Consider the following 15238-nt stretch of genomic DNA (forward strand, 5'->3'; position numbering starts at 1 on the left):
ACCGGCCGGGTCTGCTGACCCTGCAGCGCTGACCCGATTGATCAAGCTCGACCGACCGGAAACGGGCGGGCTCGGCATCACACCGAGCCCGCCCGGATCCCGTTTCCGGTGTGGTCCGGCCCGAACTCAGGCGACGGGCGTACCGGTGACGCAGGTCAGCACCTGTCCCTGACCGCGGGTGGTGCTCGATGTGGTCGTGCTGAAACCGTGGGTTTCGAGCAGCAGTTCGGTCGCGGTGACGTTCGCGGAGGCGTGCGCGGCGGTGGGTCGCTCGCCGAACACGTAGAGCCGCCCTCCCGGTGCCAGCAGGCTTCGTACCCGAGCGATCTGCTGCGCCGCGTCGCCCAACCAGAAGAGGCTGACGTTCACCGCGAAAATCTTGGTGAAGTGGCCGGTGGGGAGGGTGGCCGACTCGAAACCGGCCCGTCGAATCTCGGCTCTGCCGGCGTCGATGTGACTCAGGTTCCGTTCGGTCGCGAGTCGCACCATGGTCGCGGCGCGGTCGATGGCGACGATCCGGCCGGTCGTGAGTTGGCCGGCGACCAGGGAGACGGCCGCTCCCCGACCACACCCGATCTCCAGCACCTGGTCGTCGGGGGCGACAGCCATGGTCTGCACGGCCCAGCGCTGCCGGTGGGCGGCTGTCCGAATCGGTTCGTCCGCGCTGGAAGTGATGCCAGCGCTGGACTGACCCGGATCGCGGGTTGAAAGAGTGGACCTCACCACGTCACTCGCCGGTGCCTCTTCTGCTCACACGCCTGATTCCACTCTCTCAGAGGAATCAGCGCACCGTGTCCTCGGTCACCGAGTAGCCGTGCATCAGCGCCCCGTTCCGCGGATTTCCTCAACCCGGACGACTCCAGGCCAATTATGGAACGGCAGCCACAGAATAGGTCTCCCGCGGCAAGGCCCGGCACCGGTCAGTTGGCGGCATTTAGGCGATAAGGTCGAGAACCAAAGGGCGGCAAGCTCGCCGTCGAGGCCTCGCTGTGAGTGCTGTTACTTTGTCGAACGTTCCAGAAAAGGCTAGCGTTCCGTCTCACGAAGCCCCGCGGACCGCGTGGCGGCTCATCAGTCGAGTGGGTGTGGGACGAGATGTCTGGACGGTTGGAAGCAAAGGTGCTGGTCGTGACCGGCGGTACGCAGGGCATGGGCCTGGCGTTCGCCCAGCGAGCGGCCACGGAAGGGGCTCGCGTCGTCATCGGCGCCCGGGACAAGGACCGCGGCGAGGAGGTCGCCGCGCAGATCAGGAACGCGGGCGGCAGCGCCCTGTTCGTACCCACCGACGTGACGGTCGAGGAGGAGATGGCACGGCTCGTCGACACCGCGGTGGCGGAGTACGGGCGCCTGGACGGTGCGTTCAACAACGCTGGCGGCGGCCCGATGGCTGGCGTGCGCGAGACCGGCAGCGACAACTGGCACCGCTCACTCGCCCTCAACCTGACCAGCGTCTTCTACGGCCTCAAGTACGAACTCCCGGCGATCATCGCCTCCGGCGGCGGCGCGATCGTTAACAACGCCTCCGTCTCCGGGGTGAAGGGCGACCCGACCCAGGCCGCCTACAACGCGTCGAAGCACGGGGTCATCGGTCTGACGCGCTCGGCCGCCCTCGACGTGGCGCGCTCCGGTGTGCGGGTCAATGCCCTGGTCACCGGGTTGATCGACACCCCACTCTGGCAGAACGTGGTCAGCCAGGCCCCGGAGACCGCGGAACGCTACCTGTCGATGCAGCCGACCGGACGAGCCGGCACGGCCGACGAGGTTGCCGCGCTCACCACGTTTCTGCTCAGCGACGAGGCCACCTTCATCACCGGCGCGTCCATCGCCATCGATGGTGCCCTCACCGCGTGAGGCACTGACGTCCGGTGCGGGGCGGCGGCTCACGCGGCCGTCACCCCGGACCAGGCGGTGCGTCAGGCGATCCGATAGGCCCGCTGGATCGTCTGCGTGACCGTGTTGCCAGCCGTGTCGGTGGCCGTCAGTCGCAGCGAGACGAATCCGGCCCGCCGCGATCCAGGCCACCGAGACCGACATCGACAGGGTGTCCGGGGACCTGTTCGACCGGGTGACGCTCAGGCCCGGTGCGGGGGTTCACCGGCCTCCGCACCGGGCCGCGCGGCTCGGAGGCCAAGCCCGGTCGTCAGAGCCAGACCACGATTCCGGTCAGGTCGTTGAGCACCGCGGCCACGCCCGCCCGGATGGCCGCCGCGCAGCGGTCGGCGGTGAACGAGTTCGGGTCGTACGTCGAGGACATGCCGAGCCCTTCCCCGCGGAACGACGCGCCGTCCCAGTCGACCGCCGTGACGTTGTGGGTGGGCTCGGCCAGCTCGGCGCCCACCACGAGGAACTTCTCGTCCAGGTGGCTCGGGGTGACCAGCGCGAGGGCGTCGATGAGGTCGTTGCCCGCGCTGACGATGAGGTCCGGACCCATCTCCATCGCCTTGGCGATGCTGGGCACGGCGTCGTGTGTGTTGCCGACGACGATCGTCCGGAGGTCGACGTGCTCGTCGTCGGCCCACTCCTTGACCGCGTTCACCAGTGCCTTGGTCGGGTTGTCGTCGCCGCCGGTCAGCAGGACGACCCGGTAGTCCTTTGGGGGGTGGACCCCGGCCCACGAGCCGGGCCGCGGCGTGATGGTCGCCTCCGGCGCGGGCTTCGTGGTGGGGTCGACGAACCCCGGGCCGAGAGTGCCGATGGCGCTGGGCGTCGGGTGTGGCTCTGACCAGTCGTCGCTGGTGCTGCAGGCGGTGACCAGCGCGGCGGTCGCGGCCAGCAGGGCAACGGCCCGAAGCGGGGGGCGCAAGGTGATCGTCCTCCGGAGGTGGCGGGAAGGCGTACGTCTTCGTATTCCTATCTCAATTCCGGTCACCGGCAATCGGCGTGTGGTCGATCCGAGGTTTTGTTTGCCGGCGGTTCGTCGGTGCGCGGGCTGGCGTTCACCCGCGCCATGCAACGTGCACTGGCCAACCGAGGGAGTCGAATGTTAGGCCGCATCCGCCGTACCGTTATCGTCGCCGCTGTCGGTTTCGCCGCAGCGGTGGTCCCGTTTCTGGGCGCCGAACCGGCGTTCGCGCACGGATTCTCGTCGACCGTGTACGCGAAAATTGCAGCGGGAGATGAGGGTCACATTCGTACGACGGTCGAACTCGAATACGACCTCCTCGTCGTGTCCGCCGCGGATGCCACCGACGACGATCCGTTCTTCCAGGCCGGAACCGCCGCGTTCGAGGCGGGCGACACCGGTGCCCAGGCGGCGGCCCTGAAGAATCACGCGTCGACGGTCCTCGGGTACGTCGCCGACCGGTTCTCGGTGAGCGCACGAAGTGCGGCCTGTCAACCGACCCAGGTGGGCGACGCGACCATCGGCGCGCGCGAGGGCGTGCCGTACGCGAATCTGGTGCTGGACTGGACCTGCCCCGAGCGGGTCGACGCGCACGAGGTGCGCAGCGGTCTCTTCCCCGACGGTGAGGGTTACGTCAAGGGCACCAAGACGATCGTCACCTACGAGATCGACGGCCGCTCGGGCAGTGCGGCGCTCGACGCCGCCAACCCTTCCTTCTCCACCGGGCAGGCCTGGTACCAGCGGTTCGGGGAGTTCTTCCTCCTCGGTGCCGAGCACCTGCTGACCGGAATCGATCACATCCTGTTCCTGCTGGCGCTCATCGCCGGGTCGCGGCGTCTTCGCGAGATCGTGCTCGCGGCCACCAGCTTCACCCTGGCGCACTCGGTGACGTTCATGCTTGCCGCCCTCGGCCTGGTCGAGGTGCCGGGGGCGGTCGTGGAGCCGATCATCGCGTTGTCGATCGCCGTGGTCGCCGGCTGGCACCTGTGGGGGATCTGGCGTCGCGGTGAGCACGCCACGGACCTGGAGGCGACCCGGCGCGGCCACTTCAGCCTGGATCGGGCCGGTTGGATCCGACTCGGCGTGGTGTTCGGTTTCGGCCTCGTGCACGGCCTGGGCTTCGCGGGCGCGCTGGGCATCGACGAGGCGTGGTCGTGGACTCTGCTGTGGTCGCTGCTGGTGTTCAACATCGGCATCGAGGTCGTTCAGTTGACGATTATCGCTGTCGTCTTCCCGCTGTTGCTCCTGCTGCGCCGGCGTGCGCCGAAAGCCGGCCTCTGGGCGACCGGCGCTGTTTCTGCGGGCGTGTCCATTATGGGGTTGATCTGGTTTGTGCAGCGCGTTTCTGGATCATGAGTAGGGCTAAGTAGTTCGTGAAGTCCAGCCGTTCGCAAGATCACGTTCATGACGGGTTCATCGGGCAGCGAAAGCGTGGATTTGCTTCCCCAGCGTCGGGCGAAGACACATCCATTTCTCTATTTGAAAAGGGAACAATGTCGATGACATTGAGCACCTCGACATGGGTCTCCGGACCCATGCGGCGGCGCCTGGTCGCCGGGGTCGCAGCCGGTTTCCTCGGAATGGGCGCGGCCCTCGGTAGTGGCCTGATGGCCACCGCGAGCGCGGCCGAGTCCACCACGATCACCGGTGTGGTCCTCGGCGTCGGCGCCAACGAGACCCAGCGCATCGTGAGCTGGTACTCCTCCGCCGACACCGCACAGAAGATCCAGCTCGCCCCGACTGCCGAGATCGTCAACGGCGAGTTCCCGGCCAGCGCCGTCAGCTTCGACGCCGTTGGTGCGGCGAACACCTCCACCACCGGCTTCAACCGGCACGCCACCATCAGCAACCTGCGCGAGAACACGGCGTACTCGTACCGGGTCGGCGCCGAGGGCAGCTGGTCACCGGCGTACGCCTTCAAGACGCAGGACTTCGAGGGCGACTACGACTTCCTGTTCTTCGGCGACCCGCAGATCGGCTCGTCCGGTGACCGGCTGAAGGACCAGGCCGGCTGGGAGGAGACCCTGAAGGTCGCCACCGCGGCCAACCCGAACGCCGAGCTGCTGGTGTCCGCCGGCGACCACGTCGAGAGCGCCAACGACGAGGGCCAGTGGACCTCGTTCCTGGCCCCCGAGCAGCTCCGTCAGATCCCCCTCGTCGCCACCATCGGCAACCACGACGTCGGTGGCAAGTCCTACGAGCAGCACCACTTCACCCCGAACACCGACCGCTCGGCCCAGTACTACAACGGTGACCAGGCGACCCGGTCCGGCGGTGACTACTGGTTCATCCACAAGGACGTGCTGTTCATCGACCTGAACAGCAACAGCTACGTCAACCCGGCGGATGGTTCCGCCGGCGGCGACGCGGCGCACGTCGCGTACGTCACCGATGTCATCAACAAGCACGGCTCCGAGGCCAAGTGGAAGGTGCTGGTCTACCACCACTCCATCTACTCGCCGGCCAGCCACGCGACCGACAGCGACAACAAGCAGCGGCGCGAGGACTTCACCACGGCCTTCTCCAACCTCGGCGTCGACATGGTGCTGCAGGGCCACGACCACAGCTACACCCGTAGCTACTCGATCAAGAACGGCCAGAAGGAGAACCCGGCCGAGCAGCCGGGCGCTGCCGACGTGTTCCCCGGCCCGGGCGGCGTCATCTACGTGACCGCCAACTCGGCGTCCGGCTCGAAGTACTACGACATCAAGAAGCCGGACGACAGCGGCACCGGCATCCGGGGCAACGGCCCGGACCCGCTGGACCCGAACAAGTACTGGTACAACTCCGTGCAGAACCAGGAGCACGTGCGTAGCTACGTCAAGGTGCAGGTGCGCGGCGACAAGCTGGTCCTGGCGAACGTACGCAGCGGCACCTGCGCGGCGCCGAACGCGGCAGTCGAGAAGGGCCTCTCCTGCGTCAACACCCCGGAGGGTCAGCCGGTCGGCTCGATCGTCGACAAGGTGACGGTGCACCCGTTCCACGGTGACGGTCAGGCCATCCAGGTCAACGTGCCGAACCCGGCCCCGGGCGAGTTCGGCTGGACGATCGACGGCTACAACGGTCTGGTCGACCTGGGTACCGCGCAGGAGCGCGACGGCGCCTACTTCGAGGCGACCGGCAAGATCAACCCGATCCTCGTGTCGGACAGCCGCCGCTCGCTCGCCCCGTGGTCGATCTCGGCCAACGTCGGCGACTTCCAGGACGCCGACAAGAAGTTCTCCGGCTCCTACCTCGGCTGGAACCCGTACGTGCTCGACGCCGGCGCGGGCGCCGAGGCCGGTGCGCCGGTCCTGTCGTCCTACGACGACCAGGGCAAGGGCCTCTCGGTCTCCAGCGGGCTCGCCGCGGCCGTGCAGGGTCACCCGCGCGGCGGTGCCAAGCTCGGTGCCGACCTGGATCTGAAGATCCCGGACAGCATCGCGAAGGGTAGCTACCGCACCACCCTCACGATCACCGCGCTGAGCAGCTGACCGAACAGTTCCATCGGGCGGGGTAGGCACCTTCGGGGGCCTACCCCGCCACCCATATGCGATCCGTCCAAGATCACCTCAAGGAACCGACATGTACCCGTCCGTAACGCGCTGGAAGACCACGCCCGCCGCACTCCTCCGTACGACCGCACTGTCCCTGCTCGCCGTCGTCGCGGCCGTCGGTGTCGGTGCCGGTCCCGCCCTGGCCGCGGACGGTAACGTCGCCTGGACGGTCCGGACGGCCTCCAACAGCTACGGCGAGGCCCGGTCCAGTTACAGCTACAACGTCAACCCCGGCGGGGCCGTCGAGGACGCCATGGTCGTGGCCAACCACGGCAAGGCGCCGTTGACCCTCTCCGTCTACGCCGCCGACGGCTTCACGACCGACGCCGGCCAGCTCGACCTGCTCACCAAGGACAAGAAGTCCGTCGCGATCGGCGCCTGGGTGAAGGCGAACGCCAGCAGTGTGGTGATCCAGCCCGGTAAGACCGCCCAGGTCCCCTTCACGCTCAGCATCCCGGGCAACGCCACGCCCGGTGACTACGTCGGTGGCATCCTCACCGCGCTGACCCAGGCCGACCAGGCCCAGGGGATCAACGTCGACCGGCGCCTCGGTATCCGGATCAAGTTGCGGGTGGGCGGCGAGCTGAAGCCGAACCTCGCGATCGAGGACCTCCACGTGACGTACGCCGGATCGTCCAACCCGTTCAGCAAGGGTGACGCCACCATCACCTACAAGGTCCACAACGTGGGCAACGCGGCCCTGTCCGGCAAGCAGGCGGTGACGGTCGCGGGTCCGTTCGGGCTGCTGCGGGTACGGGCCGGGGACATCGCCGCGCCGCCGGAGCTGCTGCCGGGTGAGAGCTGGAACGTGACGGTACCCGTACACGATGTGGCTCCCACCATCTCGCTGGCCGCGACCGCGACCCTGACGCCCCTGCTCACCGACGCCTCGGGCTCCACCACCTCGCTCAAGCCGGTCGCGGCCACCGCCCACGGCTGGGCCCTGCCGTGGATGCTGCTGCTGGTGCTCGTCGTGCTGATCGCCGTGCTCGTCGGGGCGTACCTGTACCGGCGGCGGACCCAGGCGCAGCGCAAGGCGCGCGAGGACGCCCGCGTCCGTGACGCTGTCGAGCAGGCGCTGCGTGGCCCGGAGCCGCAGACCTCCTGATCGTGGCCCGGTCAGCTCGGCCGGCGGCGACCACCGGCCCCGCCAGTCGCCCGACGCCACCCAGGTCGGCGAACCGGTGCGGGTCGACGACGTGACGCCGGACCAGTTCGCGTTCGTCCTTGTGGGTGAACGGGCCTCAGCCCCGGACCACGCCTGTTCCCGAGCCGGCATGCTGCGACGGTGACGCCGGCACGGAGAGGGAATCCACATGGTTGACGGGGATGTGCCAGAGCGGATGCAGGCCGCGGCCTTCGACGAGTTCGGCGGACCGGAGGTGATCACGCTGCGGAAGCTGCCGATCCCGCAGGTCGCCGACGACGAGGTGCTGATCAAGGTGTGGAGCGCCGGCGTCGGGGTGTGGGACGCGTACGAGCGGGAGGGTGTGCTGGTGCCGGAGGGCTCGGCCCTGCCGATCGTGCCCGGCTCCGACGGTGCTGGAACCGTCATCGCGGCCGGCAGCAAGGTGACCAGCCTCGCGGTGGGCGACCTGGTGTACGTCTCCGCCTCAACCCGGCCGAAGGGCGGCTTCTACGCCGAGTACGCGGCGGTCAAGGCGGAGTACGCGGCGAAGGTGCCCGACGGCGTCCCCGCCGAGCACGCCGGTGCCATGCCCACCGATGCGCTGACCGCACTGGCCGGCCTCGACACCGTCAGCCTGTCGGCCGGCGACTGGTTGCTGATCTTCGGTGCGAGCGGCGGTCAGGGCCACCTGGCCGTGCAGTTGGCCAAGCGGCAGGGGCTGAACGTGGTCGCCGTGGCGTCCAGGGCGGACGGCGTCGCGCTGGTGACCCGGCTCGGAGCCGACGTGTCCCTCGACGGCCACGGCGACCTGACCGAGGTGCTGGCCCGGATCCGGGACGCGGCGCCCGGCGGAGTGAACGCCATCCTGGCGATGGCCGGCGGCGCGACGCTGGACCGGCTCACCGAGGCGCTGACCGATGGCGGGGTGGTCGCGTTCGCCCACGGGGTGCGGCCGGAGCCGCAGGAACGGCCCGGTGTCGTGGTCCGCGCATACGACGGCGAATCGAACCCTCGACAGTTGCAGCGCCTCAACGAACTCATCGAGGCGGGGCCGTTCGTGGTGCACGTCGCGGAGACGTTCCCACTGGGCAAGGTGCGGGAGGCGCACCAGCGCCTACAGACGTCCTACGCCGGCAAGCTCCTGTTGACGGTGGCCTGAGACCTCAGGGCGTGCGCTGTTGCGGCACGCGTACCGATGCCATGCCGGCCGCCGTCGCGGCCTGGATGCCCAGGTCGGTGTCCTCGAAGACCAGGCAGGACTCCGGGGGTACGCCGAGCTGCCGCGCCGCCAGCAGAAACGCCTCCGGGTCGGGCTTGGCCCGGGTGTAGTCGTCGGCGCAGACCAGCACGTCGAACCGGTCGAGCAGGCCGAGCGCGCCCAGGGACGCGGTGACCGAGGCGCGGGTGCTGCCGGAGACGACGGCGAACGGGACCCGCCGGTGCGCGTCGTGGATGTGCGCCAGCACCTCGGGCACGGCGGCGAGCTGCGGCAGCAACTCCTGGTAGTAGCTCTCCCGGCGCTCGACGACGGTCTCGACCGGCATGGTCAGACCCTGCTGCTCGTTGAGGGCGACGATGATGTCGGCGGTGGGCCGCCCACCCCAGGCGTAGAAGAGCTCCTCCGGGAACTCGCAGCTCCACTCCGCAAGGGCCCGCTGCCAGGCCAGGTAGTGCAGCGGCATCGAGTCGACGATGGTGCCGTCGCAGTCGAACAGGTACGCGGCGAACGGCCCGGGAGGCAGCGGCAGACTCACCAGGGGAAGGGTACAGCTCACTCGGGCGTGACGGCTTTCAGCTGGCGGAGCAGGTACGCGCGCTCCGGTTCGGTGCCGACCAGCGTCAACGCGCTGCGGTACGCGCCCGCGGCCTCGTCATGCCGGCCGAGCCGGCGCAGCAGGTCGGCCCGCGCCGCCGGATAGGGGTGGTGGCCGCGCAGGCGTGGCTCGTCGGCCAACTCGTCGAGCAACGCGAGCCCCGCCTCCGGCCCGTCCCGCATGGCCACTGCGACGGCCCGGTTGAGCGCGACGATCGGTGAGGGCACCAGGCCGAGTAGCACGTCGTAAAGCGCCACCACCTGCGGCCAGTCGGTGCTCGCCACGTCGGGGGCCTCGTCGTGCAGCGCGGCGATGGCGGCCTGCACCGCGTACGGGCCGGGCGCTCGGCCGGTCAGCGCGACCACCACCAGGGCGCGACCCTCTTCGATCATCGGACGGTCCCAGCGTCCCCGGTCCTGATCGTCGAGAAGGATCATCGCCCCGTCCGGCCCGGTACGCGCGTCACGCCGGGCGTGGACCAGCAACATCAGGCCGAGCAGCCCGGCGACCTCCCGCTCGGCCGGCAGCAGCCGGCGCAGGATCCGGCCCAGCCGGATGGCCTCCTCCGCCAGGTCGATCCGTTGCAGATCCGGGCCGGAGCTGGCCGCGTACCCCTCGGTGAAGACCGAGTAGACGGCCTGGAGCACGGTGGGCAGTCGACCGGGCAACTCGTCCGGGCCCGGCACCCGGAACGGGATGCGTGCGTCGCGGATCTTCCGTTTGGCACGGACCAGTCGCTGGGCCATGGTGGCGGGCGGCACCAGGAAGGCCCGCGCGACCTCGGTGGTGGTGAGGCCGGCCAAAAACCGCAGGGTGAGTGCGCCGCGATCCTGCGCGGCCAGGGCCGGGTGCGCACAGGTGAAGAAGAGCGCCAGCCGGTCGTCGGGCAGGTCGCGGTCCGCGTCGGCGGGCGGAGCGTGCTCGGCCCGCTCGGCCTCCGCCTGGAGCACGGCGAGCCGGGTCGCCAGCACCCGGTCGCGACGCAGCCGGTCCACGGCTCGACGCCGAGCCGTGGTGAGCAGCCAGGCGCCCGGCCGGCTCGGAACGCCGTCGGTCGGCCAGTGCGTCAGCGCCGCCTCGATGGCCTCGGAGGCGACCTCCTCGGCCAGGTCGAGGTCGCCGAAGCGGCGCACGAGCGAGGCGAGCAGTCGGCCGCGTTCCTCCCGAAACACCGCCTCCACCGACGACCCGACGGCTGCCCGTTCAGCCGGCACGGTCAGACCTGCATGTCGATCTCGGCGATCGGACGGACCTGGACCGATCCGGTGCCGATGGCCCCGGGACTGCGGGCCGCCCAGTCCAGCGCGGCGTCGAGGTCCGGCACGTCGATGATGTCGTACCCGCCGAGCAGTTCACGGGTCTCGGCGAACGGCCCGTCGGTGATCGTGCGCTCCCCGTCCGGGCCGACCTGCACGGTCGTGCAGGTGGTCAGGTCCTGCAACGGATGCCCGGAGACCCAGACCCCGGCGTCCTTCATCTCCCGGTCGTAGCGGATCCAGTCCTCGAAGCTGCACCCGTTGTCGACGGCCTCCCCGTCGACCACGGGACTCATGAACAGCAGCATGTACTTCACGTTCCGGCTCCTCTCGGTGCGGCGTGTCGCCGTACAGCATGACGACGAACGCGGACCGCGGATATCGACACGGCGCGGCAGGATTTTCCTGACCGGCCCGGCCCGGCTCTGCTCACCGGAGGCGCGGTTGCGCCGGAACGGGTCGGTCGTCGCGTTGGTCCATCCGTCGCTCGAACCAGGTCACCCCGATCAGGAAGGCGGTCAGCAGGGTGAGCGCCGCCAATGGCGGCAGGGCTCGGCCGATCGGCAGCAGGGCCAGCGGCAGCAGCGCGGCGACGACCTGCGCCGGGTATACCGCGCGCACGGTCAGCCGACGGAAGGCCAACCTGCTGAGCAGGTAGAGGGCGGTGCCGCCGTAGAGCGCGGTCGCGGCTTCCCAGCCCAGCCGGCCGGGATGCGGCGACTCCTCGGTGAGCTGGGCGATCACCTCCTCGATGCCGAGCGCGACGTAGATGGCGCCGATGATCAGGGTGGAGTGCGCGAGGCCGTACGCGTCGCCGGCAACGCTGGCCCGTCGCTCGCCCGGCACGTTGCTGACGGCCTCCCGGGCGGCGGACGCCAGCCGATCGAAGTAGAGCCACCACAGGCACACCGTGCTGGTGAGGCCCAGCAGTGCGGCCAGTAGGGCGGAGCCGACCGGCGCCATCGCCCTGGCGCCTGCGCCGGCAGAGATCAACGACTCACCGAGCGCGATGATGAGGACCAGGCCGAACCGCTCGCTGAAGTGGCCCACGCTGCGCAGTTGCCACGGCCGGAAGGTGGACGCGATCCGGGCACCGCCGATGTTCAACAGAAACGCGACCGTCCAGAGCGCCGTCTGGGCCGCCCCACCGAGCAGGGCACCGATGATCAGCGGCACCCAGCCCAGCACCACCGGCACGGTGAAGAACCGCAGCGTCGAGCGCAGCGCCGGGTTCGTCGCGCTCGCCCAGAACAGAATCACGAGCTGTACGGCCCGGCCGATGACGTAGGCAAGCGCGAGAGTCAGCGGCGCGTCGAACAGCTCCGGGCCCTGCTGCCACGCGTCCGGCAACACCAGCGCCGCCACGAAGATCGCCGCCATCGCGACCAGGGTGACGGCGCGGACCGGGCCGACGTCCGGCCGGACCAGGTTTCCCACCCAGATGTACGGCGACCAGGAGTAGAGCAGCAGTAGCAGGAGGAGCAGCCCCTGGGCCAGGGTGAGCGCGCTCGGTGACGCCGCCATGAACGTGATGACCCGGGTGAGCGCGAAGACGAAGACCAGGTCGAAGAAGATCTCGAACATGGTGGTCCGGTGCGTCACCGCCGTCGGCACCGGATGAATGTTGAGAACCCTCCTCATCCTCGCATTCTGCGCTATATCGCTCGGCGGTTCATCGGGTCTGCTCGCTCAGCGCCGCCCACCCGGCGGCACATCGCCGACCGGATTCCCGGGTCTCACGTCGAGGCTTCCGTCCGACGCCGGCTCCGCTCAGCCCGCCGCCGCACCTGCTGGTACGCGCCGGTCAGCCCCATCGCCCGGCGTACCTCGAGCACGGTCTGGCGTACCTCCTGGCGGGTCCGTTCCGTGCCCTCGACGATCAGCCGGTCGACCAGACCCCGATCCGCCTCGATCTCGGCCCGACGCTGCCGGATCGGCGCCAGGAACCCCTCCAGCGCGACGACCAGCCGCTCCTTGACCTCCACGTCACCCACCCGGCCGGCCCGATAGCGCTGGGCCAGGTCGGTGACCTCGTCGCGGTCCGGATTGAAAATCTCGTGGTACGCGAACACCGGGTTGCCCTCCACCGTGCCCGGCACGTCGGCCCGCACCCGGTTCGGGTCGGTGTACATGCCGAGCACCTTGCGACGCACTGTCGCCGCGTCATCGGAGAGCGCGATCGAGTTGCCCCGGCTCTTACTCATCTTGGCGGCACCATCGGTGCCCACCAGGCTCGGTGTCTCCGCCGAAATCAACTCGGGCACCGGGAAGACGGGACCGTACAGGTGGTTGAACCGTCGGGCGATCTCCCTGGTCACCTCGACGTGCGCGGCGTTGTCCCGGCCGACCGGGACCACCTCCCCCTTGACGCAGAGGATGTCCGCGGCCTGGAGCACCGGGTAACCCAGCAGCCCGTACGGCATCTCCTCCTTGCCGGCGTCGCGGGCCATGTCCTTGAGCGAGGGCACACGTTCCAGTCGGGGGACGGTCACCAGGTTCTGGAGGAGGGTGTTGAGGTCGCCGACCTCCGGGATCGCCGACTGGAGGTAGAAGGTGGCCCGTTCCGGGTCGACCCCGGCGGCGAGGATGTCGGTGACCATCTCGCGGGCGTTGCCGGAGACCTGGTCGATGTCTTCGCGACGGTTGCGAGTGGTGAGCATGTGCAGGTCGGCGATGATGAAGAAGCTCTCGTACTGCCGGTGCAGCCGTACCCGGTTGGCGATGCTGCCGACGTAGTGGCCGAGGTGCAGGCGCCCGGTGGGGCGGTCGCCGGTGAGCATTCGTGCGACGGACATGGTGATGCCTCTCGTACTCGAAGGTAGGGGTTACGCATGGGCGCGCGCCGAGGGGCCCAGCCCCTCGGTCAGCGGGATCGACTCAGCGAGCCGTCCGCCATCGCGCGCCGGCGCGGAACCGCAGACCACCGGCACGGAGGACGTTCAGAAGTTGCTCACGGCCGTCGCCGGAGCTGGTCGGGATCTCGGGCACGGCACCGAGTGGGAGGCCGTCGACCAGGTCGGCCGCCTCCGGTGCGAGGTTACCCGTCCGGACCACAGCCTCAGATTACCCGCGGGATGGCGCCAGGCGGGGGGAGGTAGCTGTCGGCGTAGTAGTTGCCGACCCGCTCCCGGTACTCCGGGTCGGCCGAATCCGGGTCGAACGGTGGCGCGTCCTTGATTTCCTGTCGGGTCCGGTCGACGTACACGACGCGATCCTGGTGATCCACCCGGGCCACCGTCCCGGCCGGCAGCAGCACCTTCTGGCCGAAGATCCATGGCCCGGTGTCCACCACCAGGTAGCCGGCGTCGGCCTCGTCGCTCATCTCGTCGATGCTGCCGATCCGCCCATCGCTCGCCTGCACCTGGTAGCCCACCAGGTCAACCGGTGTGCCGGGGCCGGGGGCGTCCGGGCCGTCGTGCCCACCCTCCCGGCCGCCGTCCGGAGGGGTCGCCGAGGGCATGGTCTCGGTGTACCCGCCAGCGAGGGCGGACGGATCACGCCAGGCCCAGGGATTGAAGATCGAGGGTTGCATGGGGCACCTCCAGGGGGACGGTCCTCAGCTGTCCCCCTTCGCAGTGCCCACCCCGCTGCCGCCGGAAACAGATCGACCCCGATGCACCGGCGCTCGGGTCCAGGCGTGGCGGCGCGGACCGGCCCGGTGAACAGGCGCCGCTGGCATACTCGGCTGCCATGGTGTTGTCGCGACGGTGGGCCGTCTTCCTGGTCGGAGTCGGAGTCTGGACCTGGGTGATCTGGCCGAGGTTCGCGGTTGCCATCTGGCAGGACCCGCGGTCCTGGGCGTCCGGCACGGTGGCCGACGGTGCAGCCACCAGCTTTCTGTGGGTGCACGCACTGCTGATCGCCGCGTCCCTGGCGATCGGCACCACCGTCGGCGTCCTCGGCATCCGGGGCTGGTTCGCCGCCGGTCGGCGGCAGACGTCCTGACGCTCGCACCTGCCGCTCACCGGGTTCGTCGTCGTGATGGCGCGCCCCCGCGCCGGTGGGAGGCCGCGGCCGGATGTCGGTTGGACTACCTGGACAGTCGGGCTGGCGGCGGCGCCGACGCCTCGGTCATCCGGGTTCGCGCCGAGCTGGCAATCGAGCGCCGGCGCGAATGTGACGCGCGCCGCTACCCGCGGATTTGACGATCAAACCCGCGGACGCGTAACTTTCTCTCTGCCAGCGCGGAACGGGGCAAACGGGACGAAAGTCCTGGGGCACCGAGACGGGGTGGCAACCGGGTCAAGCAGGGGTTCGCTCCTGCGGGGCACGGTCCGGGCGGGGCTTGCTGGATCGACCGCGAGGCCGATTTGGTGCGGCGAAGCCGACCGGGTAAGGTTCACGACCGGCAGAGAACCGGGCGAGACTGCGGGAGACCGCAGCGGCCGGTCTGCCAAATCCGACGACCTGACGCAGCGGTGCGCTGCTGCGTGAGTGCGCCGGCGCTGACCCGTACGAAGCATGACAGACCGGGACACACGGCTTGACACAGCGAAGACGGTGAGGTAACGTAGTAAAAGTGCCCGGCGCGAGAGCGGCGGGACGCGGTACGAAAAGCCCCGGGTTGGGGTTCCACTGAGGTGGGGCTTCTGGTCGGTGTGTGGTTGTTCTTTGAGAACTCAACAGGGTGCTTGTAAAGCCAGTGCCAATTATGATTTATA

The 15238-nt window shown here is 69.5% G+C and carries 15 protein-coding genes; 6 read left to right on the forward strand and 9 right to left on the reverse strand.

All coding sequences use genetic code 11. The annotated features are described in order from the left end of the window. Nucleotides 1-126: 126 nt before the first annotated feature. Nucleotides 127-609, reverse strand: coding sequence for a class I SAM-dependent methyltransferase (locus ACIBF8_RS31715; RefSeq protein WP_396787593.1), 483 nt, complete (start codon nt 607-609; stop codon nt 127-129). Between the two features lie 519 nt (nt 610-1128). Here ACIBF8_RS31715 and ACIBF8_RS31720 point away from each other — a divergent pair. After that, nucleotides 1129-1851, forward strand: a complete 723-nt coding sequence (locus ACIBF8_RS31720; RefSeq protein ID WP_396787594.1) for an SDR family NAD(P)-dependent oxidoreductase — start codon at nt 1129-1131, stop codon at nt 1849-1851. A gap of 289 nt (nt 1852-2140) precedes the next feature. Here the strand turns inward: ACIBF8_RS31720 and ACIBF8_RS31725 are convergent, their stop codons facing one another. Beyond that, on the reverse strand, nt 2141-2803 hold the full coding sequence (locus ACIBF8_RS31725) for a hypothetical protein (RefSeq protein ID WP_396787595.1): 663 nt from the start codon (nt 2801-2803) through the stop codon (nt 2141-2143). Nucleotides 2804-2920: 117 nt separating this feature from the next. Between ACIBF8_RS31725 and ACIBF8_RS31730 the strand changes: the two genes are divergently transcribed. From ACIBF8_RS31730 to ACIBF8_RS31745, 4 genes are all read left to right on the forward strand, one after another. Continuing rightward, nucleotides 2921-4198 carry a HupE/UreJ family protein gene (locus ACIBF8_RS31730; RefSeq protein ID WP_396787596.1) on the forward strand — a complete coding sequence of 426 codons (1278 nt, stop codon included), beginning with the start codon at nt 2921-2923 and terminating at the stop codon, nt 4196-4198. A gap of 143 nt (nt 4199-4341) precedes the next feature. Further along, nucleotides 4342-6315 (forward strand): fibronectin type III domain-containing protein, encoded by a 1974-nt coding sequence (locus tag ACIBF8_RS31735; RefSeq protein WP_396787597.1) that lies wholly within the window; start codon nt 4342-4344, stop codon nt 6313-6315. A gap of 91 nt (nt 6316-6406) precedes the next feature. After that, the gene (locus tag ACIBF8_RS31740; RefSeq protein ID WP_396787598.1) at nt 6407-7486 is read left to right on the forward strand and encodes a WxL protein peptidoglycan domain-containing protein; all 1080 of its coding nucleotides are present in this window, start codon (nt 6407-6409) and stop codon (nt 7484-7486) included. A gap of 208 nt (nt 7487-7694) precedes the next feature. Then, entirely contained in the window at nt 7695-8666 is a 972-nt protein-coding gene (locus tag ACIBF8_RS31745) for an NADP-dependent oxidoreductase (RefSeq protein ID WP_396787599.1), read from the forward strand. Nucleotides 8667-8670: 4 nt separating this feature from the next. Here the strand turns inward: ACIBF8_RS31745 and ACIBF8_RS31750 are convergent, their stop codons facing one another. The 7 genes from ACIBF8_RS31750 to ACIBF8_RS31780 all read right to left on the reverse strand — a co-directional run bounded on the left by ACIBF8_RS31750 (nt 8671) and on the right by ACIBF8_RS31780 (nt 14109). Then, a complete protein-coding gene (locus ACIBF8_RS31750; RefSeq protein WP_396787600.1) occupies nt 8671-9261 on the reverse strand; it encodes an HAD family hydrolase in 591 nt (196 codons plus the stop codon). Between the two features lie 17 nt (nt 9262-9278). Next, complete coding sequence (locus tag ACIBF8_RS31755) at nt 9279-10535, reverse strand: RNA polymerase sigma factor (RefSeq protein WP_396787601.1); 1257 nt, start codon at nt 10533-10535, stop codon at nt 9279-9281. A gap of 2 nt (nt 10536-10537) precedes the next feature. Next, nucleotides 10538-10885: a YciI family protein gene (locus ACIBF8_RS31760; RefSeq protein ID WP_396787607.1), complete on the reverse strand. Its 348-nt coding sequence runs from the start codon at nt 10883-10885 to the stop codon at nt 10538-10540. 121 nt (nt 10886-11006) lie between these two features. After that, the gene (locus ACIBF8_RS31765; RefSeq protein WP_396787602.1) at nt 11007-12218 is read right to left on the reverse strand and encodes a low temperature requirement protein A; all 1212 of its coding nucleotides are present in this window, start codon (nt 12216-12218) and stop codon (nt 11007-11009) included. Nucleotides 12219-12313: 95 nt separating this feature from the next. Beyond that, nucleotides 12314-13372, reverse strand: a complete 1059-nt coding sequence (gene trpS, locus ACIBF8_RS31770) for a tryptophan--tRNA ligase (protein ID WP_396787603.1) — start codon at nt 13370-13372, stop codon at nt 12314-12316. 82 nt (nt 13373-13454) lie between these two features. After that, entirely contained in the window at nt 13455-13631 is a 177-nt protein-coding gene (locus tag ACIBF8_RS31775; RefSeq protein ID WP_396787604.1) for a hypothetical protein, read from the reverse strand. 4 nt (nt 13632-13635) lie between these two features. Then, entirely contained in the window at nt 13636-14109 is a 474-nt protein-coding gene (locus tag ACIBF8_RS31780; RefSeq protein ID WP_396787605.1) for a PRC-barrel domain-containing protein, read from the reverse strand. Between the two features lie 158 nt (nt 14110-14267). Between ACIBF8_RS31780 and ACIBF8_RS31785 the strand changes: the two genes are divergently transcribed. Then, nucleotides 14268-14522, forward strand: coding sequence for an SCO4848 family membrane protein (locus ACIBF8_RS31785; protein ID WP_396787606.1), 255 nt, complete (start codon nt 14268-14270; stop codon nt 14520-14522). Nucleotides 14523-15238 lie beyond the last annotated feature (716 nt).

The sequence above is a fragment of the Micromonospora sp. NPDC050276 genome (genome assembly GCF_044459545.1).
Lineage (GTDB): Bacteria > Actinomycetota > Actinomycetes > Mycobacteriales > Micromonosporaceae > Micromonospora.

Bases quoted from the DNA above. Each gene is read 5' to 3' on its own strand.
- ACIBF8_RS31760 (WP_396787607.1), bottom strand. From the start codon at position 10,885: ATGCTGCTGTTCATGAGTCCCGTGGTCGACGGGGAGGCCGTCGACAAC.
- ACIBF8_RS31740 (WP_396787598.1), top strand. From the start codon at position 6,407: ATGTACCCGTCCGTAACGCGCTGGAAGACCACGCCCGCCGCACTCCTC.
- trpS (WP_396787603.1), bottom strand. From the start codon at position 13,372: ATGTCCGTCGCACGAATGCTCACCGGCGACCGCCCCACCGGGCGCCTG.
- ACIBF8_RS31780 (WP_396787605.1), bottom strand. From the start codon at position 14,109: ATGCAACCCTCGATCTTCAATCCCTGGGCCTGGCGTGATCCGTCCGCC.
- ACIBF8_RS31715 (WP_396787593.1), bottom strand. From the start codon at position 609: ATGGCTGTCGCCCCCGACGACCAGGTGCTGGAGATCGGGTGTGGTCGG.
- ACIBF8_RS31735 (WP_396787597.1), top strand. From the start codon at position 4,342: ATGACATTGAGCACCTCGACATGGGTCTCCGGACCCATGCGGCGGCGC.
- ACIBF8_RS31765 (WP_396787602.1), bottom strand. From the start codon at position 12,218: ATGAGGAGGGTTCTCAACATTCATCCGGTGCCGACGGCGGTGACGCAC.
- ACIBF8_RS31785 (WP_396787606.1), top strand. From the start codon at position 14,268: ATGGTGTTGTCGCGACGGTGGGCCGTCTTCCTGGTCGGAGTCGGAGTC.
- ACIBF8_RS31745 (WP_396787599.1), top strand. From the start codon at position 7,695: ATGGTTGACGGGGATGTGCCAGAGCGGATGCAGGCCGCGGCCTTCGAC.